At 68.8% G+C, this 13,321-nt stretch carries 8 protein-coding genes; all 8 read left to right on the top strand.

Annotation, left to right across the window (positions count from 1 at the left end):
• Positions 1 to 67 precede the first annotated feature (67 nt).
• Positions 68 to 979, top strand: a complete 912-nt coding sequence (locus AC5Y6Y_RS22935) for an oxygenase MpaB family protein (protein ID WP_463828704.1) — start codon at positions 68 to 70, stop codon at positions 977 to 979.
• A 167-nt stretch (positions 980 to 1,146) separates the two neighbouring features.
• Positions 1,147 to 2,715, top strand: coding sequence for a PPE family protein (locus tag AC5Y6Y_RS22930; RefSeq protein ID WP_473140238.1), 1,569 nt, complete (start codon positions 1,147 to 1,149; stop codon positions 2,713 to 2,715).
• Between the two features lie 10 nt (positions 2,716 to 2,725).
• Positions 2,726 to 3,628: a class I SAM-dependent methyltransferase gene (locus AC5Y6Y_RS22925; RefSeq protein WP_473140239.1), complete on the top strand. Its 903-nt coding sequence runs from the start codon at positions 2,726 to 2,728 to the stop codon at positions 3,626 to 3,628.
• A 271-nt stretch (positions 3,629 to 3,899) separates the two neighbouring features.
• Positions 3,900 to 5,777, top strand: coding sequence for a type VII secretion AAA-ATPase EccA (gene eccA / locus AC5Y6Y_RS22920; RefSeq protein ID WP_473140245.1), 1,878 nt, complete (start codon positions 3,900 to 3,902; stop codon positions 5,775 to 5,777).
• Positions 5,774 to 7,372, top strand: coding sequence for a type VII secretion protein EccB (eccB, locus tag AC5Y6Y_RS22915; RefSeq protein WP_473140240.1), 1,599 nt, complete (start codon positions 5,774 to 5,776; stop codon positions 7,370 to 7,372). The genes eccA and eccB overlap by 4 nt, the downstream gene beginning before the upstream one ends.
• Complete coding sequence (eccCa, locus tag AC5Y6Y_RS22910; protein ID WP_473140241.1) at positions 7,369 to 11,403, top strand: type VII secretion protein EccCa; 4,035 nt, start codon at positions 7,369 to 7,371, stop codon at positions 11,401 to 11,403. Before eccB ends, eccCa begins: the two co-directional genes overlap by 4 nt.
• Positions 11,403 to 11,711, top strand: coding sequence for a PE family protein (locus AC5Y6Y_RS22905; protein ID WP_463828709.1), 309 nt, complete (start codon positions 11,403 to 11,405; stop codon positions 11,709 to 11,711). Before eccCa ends, AC5Y6Y_RS22905 begins: the two co-directional genes overlap by 1 nt.
• A 2-nt stretch (positions 11,712 to 11,713) precedes the next feature.
• Positions 11,714 to 13,276 carry a PPE family protein gene (locus tag AC5Y6Y_RS22900; RefSeq protein ID WP_473140242.1) on the top strand — a complete coding sequence of 521 codons (1,563 nt, stop codon included), beginning with the start codon at positions 11,714 to 11,716 and terminating at the stop codon, positions 13,274 to 13,276.
• Positions 13,277 to 13,321: the final 45 nt, after the last annotated feature.

Genomic DNA, 13,321 nt, shown 5'->3' with positions numbered 1-13,321 from the left:
CCGACAAATATCTGGAAACACGGGTACGCACAATTAGCGGACCCCGCGGGACCGGAAAGGTCGTGGAATGGCCATCCTCGAAGGGGTAGCTAAGCCCCTGCAACACGTCGAGCGGACCATCGCGGAGCCGGCTCGCAGGGATCGAAGATCCGTCCCTAAGCGCCGGCCGGGCATCGACGAAGGCATGATGGGCGTCGCGCTGCTGGCTGGACCGGCCAACGTGATCATGCAGCTGGCGCGGCCCGGAGTCGGCTACGGCGTGATGGAGAGCCCGGTCGACAGCGGGCGGGTAGATCTGCACCCGATCAAGCGGGCCCGCACCACATTCACCTATCTGGCGGTCGCCACCGCCGGCAGTGACAGCCAGAAGGCGGCCTACCGGCGCGCGGTCAACCGGGTACACGCCCAGATTCGCTCGGCACCGGACAGCCCGGTGCAGTACAACGCCTTCGATCCGAACCTGCAGCTGTGGGTGGCTGCCTGCCTGTACAAGGGCGCGGTGGATGTGCACCGCACGTTCGTCGGGGAACTGAGCGAAGCCGACGCCGAGCGTCATTACCGCGAGGGCATGAACCTGGGCACCACGTTGCAGGTGCCGCCGGAGATGTGGCCGGCCGACCGGGCCGCTTTTGACCGGTATTGGCAGGAATCACTGGAGCTGGTGCACATCGACGACGCGGTACGGGAGTACCTGTACCCGATCGCCGTCGCGCGCCTGAAGAAGTTGCCCCTGCCGGGCGTGGTGACCGCGCTCCCGGAAAGTCTCGCGTTGCTGATCACCACCGGATTCCTGCCGCAGAAGTTCCGGGACGAGATGGGCTTCCCGTGGGACCGCACCCGGCAACTGCTGTTCGACCAGCTGATGACGGTGGTGCGCATCGGCAACGGATTGCTGCCGCGCGTCGTCCGGCAGTTCCCGTTCAACGTGTTGCTGTGGGATCTCGACCGCCGAATCAAGGCCGGTCGTCCCCTGGTGTAGCCGGCCGTCGGCCCCACGGCAGGAACGCGGACGTCGACGCCTGCCGGTCGGCGACGAATACCGCCTGACGCACGCTGCGCAGGACTTGCGCAGGGCGCGCATATGGTGTCGAATGGCCGATAATGAAAACCATATTCATCAACATGGTTGGCTGATGCATGTCTTGGATGGCGTCACCCCCTGAGGTGCACTCGACGTTGCTCAGCAGCGGGCCCGGACCGGGACCGTTGTTGTCGGCCGCCGCGGCGTGGACGGCGCTGAGCACCGAGTACACCGCGGTGGCCGACGAACTCGTGGCCACCCTGGCAGCGGTGCAGGGCGGGGCCTGGGAGGGGCCGAGTGCCGCGCAGTATGTCGCCGCCCACGCGCCCTACGTGGCCTGGCTGACGCAGGCCGGTGCCGACAGCGCCAGCGCCGCCGCCCAGCACGAGACGGCGGCGGCCGCGTACACCACCGCGTTGGCCGCCATGCCCACGCTGGTGGAGCTGGCGGCCAATCACGCGATACACGGCGTGCTGGTCGCGACCAACTTCTTCGGGATCAACACCATCCCGATCGCGCTCAACGAGGCCGACTACGCGCGGATGTGGGTGCAGGCGGCCACCACCATGGCGACCTATGACGCCCTCTCGGGTGCGGCAGCGGCGGCGACGCCAGTGACGTCGCCGGCGCCGGAGATCGTGCACGACGAGCACGAGCACGAGGACGAAGACGGCCACGAACACGAGGGGGAGGAGGGCCACGAGGGTCACGAGCACGGCGACCCGACCCAATTGGACTTCCTCGTCGCGGACTTGCTGCGCGCGCTGACCAACGGCCAGATCAACTGGGACCCGCTCGAGGAGACCCTCAACGGGGTCCACATGCATGACATCACCGACGCGACCCAGCCCATCTGGTGGGTCGCCCGTTCCCTGGAGTTCGGTCAGCAGTTCGAAACCTTCGTCCAGCAGCTGTTCACCAATCCCGCGGGGGCGCTGGAATACGTCGTCGAGCTCGCCGAATTCGATTGGCCGACGCACCTTGCGCAACTTGCGCCGTTGCTACAGTCGCCGCAGTTGCTGGCGGCCGCAATGGGTAGCGCCGTGGCCAACCTGGGTGCGACCACCGGTTTCGCCGGGCTCGCGGGGCTCGGTGCCATTCCAGCCCCCGTCGTCGCCGCGATCGTCCCCCCGGTCGCCGCCGCGCCGGTGCTGCCGGCCGTCGGCACCGCGGCCCCGTCCGTCGTCGCATCGGCGCCCGCGTCGGCCGCCCCGGCACCTACCACCGCGACGGCAACAGCCACGGTCACCAGTGCCCCGTCGGCGCCCCCGCCGGCTCCGGTCGCCGGCGGCGGCTTCCCCTTCCTGGTGGGCGGGGGACCCGGCGTCGGGTTCGGCTCCGGTATGAGTGCCGGTGCCTACGCCAGCAGAAAAGCGTCAGAGCCCGATGCGGCTGCCGTGGCGGCGGCCGCGGCGGCACGCGAGCAGGCGCGCCGGCAGCGGCGCCGACGGACGGCGCTGCACGAACACGGCAACGAATTCGCCGACATGAATGTCGACGTCGACCCCGACTGGGATGCCGAACCGGAGTCCTTCGCGTCGAACCGGGGGGCGGGGAAGCTGGGTTTTGCCGGCACGGTTCGCAACGAGTCGGCCGACGATGCGACGGGGCTGACCGCCCTGGCCGGCGACGAGTACGGCGGCGGCCCCCGGGTCCCGATGCTGCCGAACAGCTGGAACCCCGGCCGCGCGTAAGGTCGGCCCGGTGCGCAGTGACGGAGACAGCTGGGACATCACCACAAGTGTCGGATCGACGGCACTGTTCGTGGCAACCGCGCGGGCGTTGGAGGCGCAGAAGGCCGATCCGCTCGTCGTTGACCCCTACGCGGAGCTGTTCTGTCGTGCGGTCGGTGGTTCGTGGGCGGATGTCCTCGACGGCAGGGATCCCGACCACGAATTGAAGAGCGAGGACTTCGGTCAGCACTTCGTCAACTTCCAGGGTTGCCGCACCAGGTACTTCGATGCCTACTTCGAGCGCGCCGCCGCGGCCGGTGTGCGGCAGGTGGTCATCCTGGCGGCCGGATTGGACTCCCGCGCGTACCGGTTGCCTTGGCCGGAAGGCACCACGATCTTCGAGCTCGATCAGCCGCAAGTCCTCGACTTCAAGCGGCAGGTGCTCGCCGAGCACGGTGCGCAGCCGCGGGCCGAACGTCGTGAGATCGCCGTCGACCTCCGCGACGACTGGTCACAAGCGTTGCGGGACAAAGGATTTGACCCCGAACGACCTTCAGCCTGGATCGCCGAAGGTCTGCTGATCTATCTGCCGGCCACCGCCCAGGAGGCGCTGTTCACCGGGATCGACGCGTTGGCCGGTCCAGGTAGTCACGCGGCGATCGAGGAAGGCGCCCCGCTGCCCCGAGACGAATACGAGGCCAAGGTGGCAGCAGAACGCGCCGATCCGGATGCCGGTCAGCGTCCTTTCTTTCAGCTGGTCTACAACGAGCAATGCGCCCCGGCCACCGAATGGTTCGGCCGGCGCGGCTGGACGGCGGTCGGTACGCCGCTGAACGATTACCTGCGTGAGGTGGGCCGGCCCGTCCCCGGCCCGGACTCCGAGGCCACGCCGATGTTCTCCCGCATCACGCTGGTGAGTGCTGCGAAGTCGTAACACCGGGTGTCGAAAGGCGCCGCTGCAACGGTTCTGGCACCGCTCCGCCCCGCCGTTGTTAATGAAAACCATATTCAGTAAGCTGGGCGGCTGGGCGTCGTTCGGCCGCGAAGAGCAGAAGACTCGCTGGTCAGAGGGCTGAGACGGGAGTTGGTGTGGTGAAGCGCACGCAATTGACCGCCTCGACAGTTAGCTTAGGGAATGCTAACTTCGGGGGGCTAACGGGCGGAGTCTGCCAATGGAGATCTTAACCTCAGGTGAAGGCGGGGGCGTGGAACGCGGTGACATAGGTGGTCGGTCGGGCCTGTCGACGGGCATGGTTGCGGCCGAACCCCGACCCTCCCGAACCGACAGCAGGGTCGACGAAGACGTGATCAGCAGGTTCGCCACCTGCTGCCGGGCCCTGGGCATCGCGGTTTACGAGCGGCAACGTCCCGCCGACCTGAGCGCGGCCCGCTCGGGCTTCAGCGCGCTGACCCGGATCGCGCACGAACAGTGCGACGCCTGGATCGGCCTGGCGGCCTCCGGCGACACCTCCAAGCGTGTGCTGGAACAGATTTCGCGCACCGTGGCCACGGCCGGTGTGCTGCAACGACAGGTGGAACTGACCCCGGGTGCACTCGGCTACCGGTACGACACCGGCCTGTACCTGCAGTTTCGGGCCACCACCGCGGACGACTTCCACCTGGCCTACGCGGCCGCACTGGCCTCCGAAGAACAGTTCGCCGAGGCCTACGACATCGTCAGCCGCATCGTCGAACGCCGGCCCAAGTCGCGCGAGGCGCGCTGGATCGCGGTCGTCATCAATTACCGGGCGGAGCGCTGGTCGGACGTCGTGAAGTTGCTGACCCCGATCGTCAACGACACCGACCTGGACGAGGCCTTCGCGCACGCGGTGAAGATCGCGCTGGGCACCTCGCTGGCCCGGTTGGGCATGTTCGCTCCGGCGCTGTCCTACCTCGAGGAACCCGAGGGCCCTATCGCCGTGGCCGCGGTCGACGGCGCGCTGGCCAAGGCGCTGGCGCTGCGCGCACACGTGGACGAAGAAGCGGCCAGCGACGTGTTGCACGAGCTCTACGCGGCCAACCCGGAGAACCAGGAGATCGAGCAGGCGCTGTCCGACCCGAGTTTCGGGATGGTCACCACCACCGCGGCGCGTATCGAAGCCCGCACCGACCCGTGGAACCGCGACACCGAGCCCAGCGACGCCGACTTCGTGGACCCGGGTGCCCGCGAACGCAAGGCGACCCTGCTGGCCGAGGCTGAGGTGGCACTCAACGAATTCATCGGTCTCGACGAGGTGAAGAACCAGGTTTCCCGGCTCAAGAGCTCGGTCGCCATGGCGGTGCTGCGCCAGCAGCGCGGATTGACCGTCGCGCAGCGCACCCACCACCTGGTGTTCGCCGGCCCGCCCGGAACGGGTAAGACCACCATTGCCCGGGTGGTCGCCAAGATCTACTGCGGCCTGGGGCTGTTGAAACGCGAGAACATCCGCGAGGTGCACCGTGCCGACCTGATCGGTCAGCACATCGGCGAAACCGAAGCCAAGACCAACGCCATCATCGACAGCGCCCTGGACGGCGTGCTGTTCCTCGACGAGGCCTACGCTCTGGTGGCCACCGGCGCCAAGAACGACTTCGGCCTGGTGGCCATCGACACGCTGCTGGCGCGCATGGAGAATGACCGCGACCGGCTGGTGGTCATCATCGCCGGATATCGAGCCGACTTGGACAAGTTCCTCGACACCAACGAGGGTCTGCGGTCGCGGTTCACCCGCAGCATCGACTTCCCGTCCTACCAGCCGGCGGAGCTGACCGAGATCGCGAATCTCATGGCGCAGCAACGGGACAGCGTATTCGAGCCGGCCGCGCTGGAGGACATGCAGCGACTCTTCACCCACCTGGCGCAGACGTCTTCGCCGGACAGCAACGGGATCAGCCGGCGCAGCCTCGACATCGCGGGCAACGGCCGGTTCGTCCGGAACATCGTCGAACGGTCGGAAGAGGAGCGCGAATTCCGGCTCGACCACTCCGAGCAGGCCGGTACGGGTGAATTCACCGATGAGGACCTGATGACAATCACCGCACAAGATGTCGGCAACACCGTGGCCCCGCTGTTGCGCGGGCTGGGACTGTCGGTGCCGGCATGAGCAAGAACGACGCCGACGGCGAATGGGCGGACGACCGACGTTCGTTCACCTCTCGCACCCCGGTCAACGAGCACCCCGACAAGGTGGAATATCGGCGCGGTTTCGTCACCCGGCACCAGGTGACAGGTTGGCGATTTGTGATGCGCCGCATCGCTTCTGGGATCGCGCTGCACGACACCAGGATGCTGGTCGACCCGCTGCGCACCCAGTCGCGCGCGGTGATGATGGGCGTGCTGCTGCTGATCACCGGGTTGATCGGCTGCTTCGTGTTCTCGCTGATCCGGCCCAATGGGCAGGTCGGCAACAACGTGGTACTGGCCGACCGGTCCACGGCCGCACTGTATGTGCGGGTGGGCGATCAGTTGCACCCGGTGTTGAACCTGACCTCCGCCCGGCTGATCGCCGGTCAGCCGGTCAACCCGACCACAGTGAAAAGTGCTGAGCTGGACCGGTTTGCGCGCGGCAACCTGATCGGCATCCCGGGCGCCCCGGAGCGCATGGTGCAGAGCAGCTCCCGCGACGCGGCCTGGACGGTGTGCGACGGCGTCACCGGGCAGGGTGGGCGCGGCGCCCGCAGCACCGGTGTGACTGTTATTGCGGGACAACCGAAGACCGACGGCACCCGGGCCGCGGCGATCAGTCCGACGCAGGTGATCCTGGTCGACGCAGCCGCTTCCGGGGGCAACGGCACCTGGCTGCTGTGGGAAGGCAAGCGCAGCCAGATCAACCTGGCCGACCATGCGGTCACCAACGCGCTCGGCCTGGGCACCGAGGTGCCGGCGCCGCGGCCGGTTGCGGCCGGACTGTTCAATGCGATTCCGGAGTCGGCGCCGTTGGCGGCGCCGCCCATCCCGAACGCCGGTGCCCCGGCGGGCTACCCCGTCCCCGCCCCGATCGGCGGCGTGGTGGTGGCCTATTCGCTGGACAGGGCCGGCTCGGACACCTTCTACGCGGTACTGCCCGACGGTCTGCAGCCGATCTCGCCGGTGTTGGCCTCGATCCTGCGCAACACCAATTCCTATGGCCTGCAACAACCGCCGCGGTTGGCCGCCGACGAGGTGGCCAAGCTGCCCGTCTCGCGGATGTTGGACACCTCGCGTTACCCCGCCCAGCCGGTCACCCTGGTCAACGCGGCCAGCAACCCGCTCGCCTGTGCCTTGTGGAGCAAGCCGTCCGGCGCCGCCACCAGTTCCCTGACCCTGTTGACGGGTTCGGCACTGCCGGTGGCCGAGGGCGTGCGCACCGTCGATCTGGTCGGGGGTGGGGCCAAGATCGCGCTCACCCCGGGCACCGGATACTTCACCCAGACGGTGGGCGGTGGTGCGGCGGCGCCGGCGACCGGCTCGCTGTTCTGGGTCTCCGACACCGGGGTGCGGTACGGCATCGACAACGAGTCCGACCGGTCCGGGACCAACGGCAAAGCCGTTGAGGCACTTGGGCTGCAGTCGCCGCCATTGGCCATCCCGTGGTCGATCCTGTCCTTGTTCGCAGCAGGTCCGACGCTGTCGCGCGCCGATGCGCTGTTGGCGCATGACGGTTTGCCGCCGGACAGCCGACCGGGCCGTCCGGTATCCGCCGAAGGGGAGCCCCGATGAGCAGACTGATCTTCGAGGCACGCCGACGGCTGGCGCCGCCGAATGCCCGCAAGGGCACCATCACCATCGAGGCGCCGCCGGAGTTGCCGCGGGTCATCCCGCCGTCGCTGTTCCGGCGTGCGATGCCGTACCTGATCGGCATCCTGATCGTCGGCATGATCGTCGCGCTGTTCGCCACCGGCATGCGGCTGATCTCGCCGCAGACGCTGTTCTTCCCGTTCGTGCTGCTGCTGGCCGCCACCGCGCTCTACCGCGGCGACAGCAACAAGATGCGTACCGAGGAAGTCGACGCAGAACGTGCCGACTACCTGCGGTACCTGTCGGTGGTCCGGGACAACATCCGGGCCGCCGCCGCCGAGCAGCGCGCCGCCGCGCAGTGGTCGCATCCGGAGCCCGGGGCGCTGGCCGCGGTGCCCGGTTCCCGGCGCCAGTGGGAGCGTGACCCCCACGACCCGGACTTCCTGGTACTGCGCGCCGGTCGCCACTCCGCGCCGCTCACCACCACGCTACGGGTGAATGACATCGCCGATGAGATCGACCTGGAACCGGTGTCGCACAGCGCATTACGTAGCCTGCTCGACACCCAGCGGACCGTCGCCGACGTGCCGACGGGTATCGACCTGAGCAAGGTCTCGCGGATCAGCGTGCTGCCCGGCCCCGATGGCGGCGAGCCGGACGTGCACGCGGCGGTACGCGCGTGGATCGCCCACGCGGTCACCTGGCATGACCCGACCGTGCTCAGTGTCGCGCTGGCCTCCCGCAATCTGGAGAGTGCCGACTGGTCGTGGTTGAAGTGGTTGCCGCACGTCGACATTCCCGGCCAGGTCGACGGCGTCGGCCCGGCCCGTTACCTCACCACCGATGCCGACGATCTGGCCGAGCTGCTGGCGCCGGCGCTGGAGGACCGCCCGGCGTTCACCGGGCAGCCGGTCGACGCCCTGCGGCATCTGCTGATCGTCGTCGATGACCCGGACTACGACCTGACCGCGTCCACGCTGGCCGTCGGACGCGCGGGCGTCACCGTCCTGCACATCTCGGCCACACCGCCCAACCGCGAGCAGTACTCCGACCCGGAGAAGCCGATCCTGCGGATCGCGGGTGGCGGCATCCAGCGCTGGCAGACCGGCGGTTGGCAACCCTACATCGACTCCGCCGACGGACTGGGGGCCGAGGACGCGTCGCACCTGGCGCGTCGGCTGTCCCGCTGGGACTCCAACCCGACCCACACCGGGCTGCGGTCGGCGGCCACCCGCGGGGCGAATTTCACCACGCTGCTGGGGATTCCGGATGCCTCCCGGCTGGATGTGCCCGCGTTGTTCGCACCGCGGCGCCGCGACGACGAGTTGCGCGTGCCGATCGGCGTGACCGCGACCGGCGAGCCGCTGATGTTCGACCTCAAGGACGAGGCCGAGGGCGGGATGGGTCCGCATGGCCTGATGATCGGTATGACGGGTTCGGGCAAGTCGCAGACCTTGATGTCGATCCTGTTGTCGCTGTTGACCACTCACTCCGCGGACCGCCTGATCGTCATCTACGCCGACTTCAAGGGTGAAGCCGGGGCCGACAGCTTCCGCAATTTCCCGCAGGTGGTCGCGGTCATCTCGAACATGGCGGAGAAGAAGTCGCTGGCCGACCGGTTCGCCGACACGCTGCGCGGCGAGGTGGCCCGGCGCGAGATGTTGCTGCGCGAGGCCGGCCGGCGGGTGCAGGGCAGCGCGTTCAACTCGGTGACCGAGTACGAGGCGGCGCAGGCTGCCGGGCACGACTTACCGCCCGTGCCAACACTTTTCGTGGTCGCCGACGAATTCACTCTGATGCTGGCCGATCACCCGGAGTACGCGGAGTTGTTCGACTACGTCGCGCGCAAGGGCCGTTCGTTCCGCATCCACATCCTGTTCGCGTCGCAGACCCTGGACGTCGGCAAGATCAAGGACATCGACAAGAACACCTCGTACCGGATCGGTCTGAAGGTGGCCAGCCCCAGCGTGTCCCGGCAGATCATCGGCGTCGAGGACGCCTACCACATCGAATCGGGCAAGGAGCACAAAGGCATCGGGTTCCTGGTGCCCGCGCCGGGTGCGACCCCGATCAAGTTCCGGTCCACCTACGTCGACGGCATCTACGAGCCGCCGCAGACCGCCAAAACCCTTGTCGTGCAGTCAGCTCCAGAACCGAAGCTGTTCACGGCCGGCGCCGTGGAGCCGGACCCGGGCACCGTGATCTCCGGCATCGAGGAAGACGAACCGGCCGGTCCGCCGCGCAAGCTGATCGCGACCATCGGCGAGCAGCTGGCCGCCTACGGGCCGCGGGCACCGCAGCTCTGGCTGCCGCCGCTGGACGAGCCGATCCCGCTGACCTCGGTGCTCGCCCGGGCCGGGATACCGCCCCGGCAGTGGCGTTGGCCGCTCGGCGAGGTCGACAAGCCCTTCGAGATGCGGCGCGACCCGCTGGTGTTCGACGCGACCTCGTCGGCCGGCAACATGGTCATCCACGGTGGTCCGAAGTCCGGGAAATCGACTGCGCTGCAGACGTTCATCATGTCGGCGGCCGGTCTGCACTCGCCGCGCGACGTCACGTTCTACTGCCTGGACTACGGCGGCGGTCAGCTGCGCGCGCTGGAGGGTCTGGCGCACGTCGGCAGTGTCGCCTCGGCGCTGGAGCCCGAACGCATCCGGCGCACCTTCGGCGAGCTCGAGCAGCTGCTGCTGTCGCGTCAGCAGCGCGAGACCTTCCGCGACCGTCCCGGCAACGGCCAGCACGCCGCGCCGGACTCCGGCCTCGCGGACGACGGGTTCGGCGAGGTGTTCCTGGTCATCGACAACCTGTACGGTTTCGGCCGCGACAACACCGACCAGTTCAACACTCGAAACCCGTTGCTGGCCAAGGTGACCGAACTGGTCAACGTCGGCCTGGCCTACGGCATCCACGTGGTCATCACCACGCCGAGCTGGCTGGAGGTGCCGCTGGCGATGCGGGACGGGCTGGGCCTGCGCCTGGAGCTCAAGCTGCACGACGCGCGGGACAGCAACGTCCGGGTGACCGGAGCGCTGCAACGCCCGGCCGAGGCGGTGCCGCACGACCAGCCGGGTCGGGGGTTGACCATGGCCGCCCAGCATTTCCTGTTCGCCGAACCGGAGCTGGACCAGATCCCCGCGATCAACGCGCGCTACCCGGGCCAGGCCGCACCGCCGGTGCGGTTGCTGCCCACCGACCTCACGCCGGCAGCGGTCGGTGCGCTGTATCGGGGACCGGAACGGGTCGTGCTCGGCCAGCGCGAGGAAGACCTTGCGGCGGTGGTCCACGACTTCGTCGAGAACCCGCTGCTGATGGTGTTCGGCGACAGCAAGTCCGGCAAGACCACGCTGCTGCGCCACATCATCCGGACCATCCGCGAGAACTCGACCGCCGACCAGGTGGCCTTCACCGTGCTGGACCGCCGGTTGCACCTGGTGGACGAGCCGCTGTTCGCCGACAACGAGTACACGGCCAACATCGACCGGATCACCCCGGCGATGATCGGGCTGGCCAACCTCATCGAATCGCGCCGTCCGCCGGCGGGCCTGTCGCCGGCTGAATTGTCCCGCTGGAACTTCCGGGACCAGTCAGCCGACCACCCGTCCGGCCACACCCATTACCTGATCATCGACGACGTCGATCAGATCCCGGACTCACCGGCCACCAGCGGCCCCTACCTCGGGCAGCGACCGTGGACCCCGCTGATCGGTCTGCTCGGCCAGGCCAGCGAACTGGGACTGCGGGTGATCGTCACCGGCCGTGCCTCGGGGTCGGCACACGGCCTGATGACCAATCCGTTGCTGCGCCGGTTCAACGACTTGCAGGCGACCACCCTGATGCTGGCCGGAAATCCACAGGACAGCGGCAAGATTCGCGGCCAGCGGTTCAGCCGGCTGCCCGCCGGCCGCGCCATGCTCCTCACCGACAGCGACTACCCGACCTTCATCCAGTTGGTCAATCCGCTCGTCGGTGCAGCCGCGATATTCGGTGATACGCAACAGAAAGGAAGTCAGTAATGGCGTTGCGAGTAGTTCCTGAAGGACTGGCCGGCGCGAGCGCCGCCGTGGAAGCCTTGACCGCCCGATTGGCGGCGGCGCACGCCGCTGCGGCGCCGCTGATCACCGCGGTGGTGCCACCGGCCGCGGACCCCGTGTCGCTGCAGACCGCTGCCGGGTTCAGCGCCCAGGGCCAGGAGCACGCCGCCGTCGCGGCGCAGGGTGTCGAAGAGCTGGGCCGGGCCGGTGTCGGTGTTGGCACGGCGGGCGCCAGCTACCTCGCCGGTGACGCGGCGGCCGCTGCGACCTACGGGATCGCGGGCGGCTGACCATGAGCTCCCCCCTGGGGCCGATCTGGATTGCATCGCCGCCTGAGGTGCATTCGGCGTTGCTGAGTAGTGGGCCGGGACCGGCGTCGCTGTTGGCGGCCGCCGGGGCCTGGAACGCGCTCAGCGCCGAATACGCGGCGACGGCAGCAGAACTCAGCGGTCTGGTGGGCGGAGTACAGGCGGGTTCGTGGGAGGGGCCGACCGCCGAACAATATGCCGCGGCACATCTGCCGTATGTAGCGTGGCTGCAACAGGCCAGCGCCGATGCGGCCGGAACGGCGGCCCAGCACGACATCGCGGCGTCGGCATACACCGCCGCCTTGGGGGCCATGCCGACACTGACGGAGCTGGCCGCCAACCACGTCATGCACGGCGTGCTGGTGGCGACGAACTTCTTCGGGCTCAACACCATCCCGATCGCGCTCAACGAAGCCGACTACACGCGGATGTGGCTGCAGGCCGCGGCCACGATGGGCCTGTACCAGGCGGCCGCGGGGACGGCGCTGGCCTCGGCGCCCCGCAGCACTGCGGCGCCGACCATCGTCAACCCCGGTGCGGAGGCAGCATCGGCGGCCGACGTCACCCAGGCCGCCGCAGCCGCACCCGCCGCCGACGCCGGTTCGCAGTTCAACATCCTGCAGATCATCGTGGACCTGCTGCGTTCCTACGTGCTGACGCTGCCCGACGGCCAGTTGCTGTGGGACTTCCTGTCCAATCCGCTGCCGGCCATCGAGCAGATGATCATCGACTTCGCCACCAACCCGCAGGCCGCCCTGGTCACTTGGGGGCCGCTGCTGTTCGCGCTGGGTTACCAGGCGTTCTTCCAGCCGGTCGGTTGGGGTACCTGGGGCACGGTGCTCAGTGCGCCGCTGTGGGCACCCCCGCTGCTCGCCGTCGGGCTGGCCAGTCTGGGTTTCCTGAGTCTGCTGAACGTGGACGTGATTCCGGAGGTCCCGGCGGCGGCACCGCCGCCTGCGCCGATGCCGGTCGCCCAGCACCAGAGCTTCCCGGCCGTGGGACTCGGTTCGACGGTGGCGGGTCCGGCCGGGGCGCCGGCGTCCGCGCCGGCCGCGGGTGTGCCCGCCGGTTCGGTGCCCGCGACCGCCCCGGCGACGGCGGCTTTCCCGTATGCCGTTGCCGGACCGGATGACTGGGGGCCGAGTCTGGGTCCGACCGTGGGTGGCCGTACCGCGGCCAAGGCGCCCGCCGCGACCATTCCCGCCGCCGGAGCGGCCGCGGTGAGCAGCGCAGCGGCCCGGGCCAAGCGGCGGCGTCGCGCACCGCTGCACGACCACAGCGACGAGTTCCTGGACATGGACTCCGCCGTCGATCCCATCTGGAACGGCGACGACGCGCAGGCGTCCGAGCGCGGCGCCGGCACGTTCGGCTACGCCGGCACCATCCCCAGGCAGACGGTGCAGCAGGCCGCCGGGCTGACGGCGCTGGCCGGCGACGAATTCGGCGGTGGCCCAAAGGTTCCGATGATGCCAGGTACCTGGGAGCAGGCCGGAGAGGAAGGGGGGCCGGAAAGTCAGCGAGATGACTTACCGCGTAACGGGCAGTGATGGTTTTGCGATTCGGCTGAATCGAAGAGATGGAAAGGAAGAGCT

This window comes from Mycobacterium sp. NGS24 (assembly GCF_059813065.1).
The sequence above is the reverse complement of the archived record's forward strand: the minus strand, read 5'-3'. Positions and strand labels throughout refer to the sequence as shown.

What these genes read in the sequence shown, in the direction of transcription:
- AC5Y6Y_RS22935 (WP_463828704.1), top strand. Translation starts at nt 68, where the DNA reads ATGGCCATCCTCGAAGGGGTAGCTAAGCCCCTGCAACACGTCGAGCGG.
- AC5Y6Y_RS22930 (WP_473140238.1), top strand. Translation starts at nt 1,147, where the DNA reads ATGGCGTCACCCCCTGAGGTGCACTCGACGTTGCTCAGCAGCGGGCCC.
- eccB (WP_473140240.1), top strand. Translation starts at nt 5,774, where the DNA reads ATGAGCAAGAACGACGCCGACGGCGAATGGGCGGACGACCGACGTTCG.
- eccCa (WP_473140241.1), top strand. Translation starts at nt 7,369, where the DNA reads ATGAGCAGACTGATCTTCGAGGCACGCCGACGGCTGGCGCCGCCGAAT.
- AC5Y6Y_RS22905 (WP_463828709.1), top strand. Translation starts at nt 11,403, where the DNA reads ATGGCGTTGCGAGTAGTTCCTGAAGGACTGGCCGGCGCGAGCGCCGCC.
- AC5Y6Y_RS22900 (WP_473140242.1), top strand. Translation starts at nt 11,714, where the DNA reads ATGAGCTCCCCCCTGGGGCCGATCTGGATTGCATCGCCGCCTGAGGTG.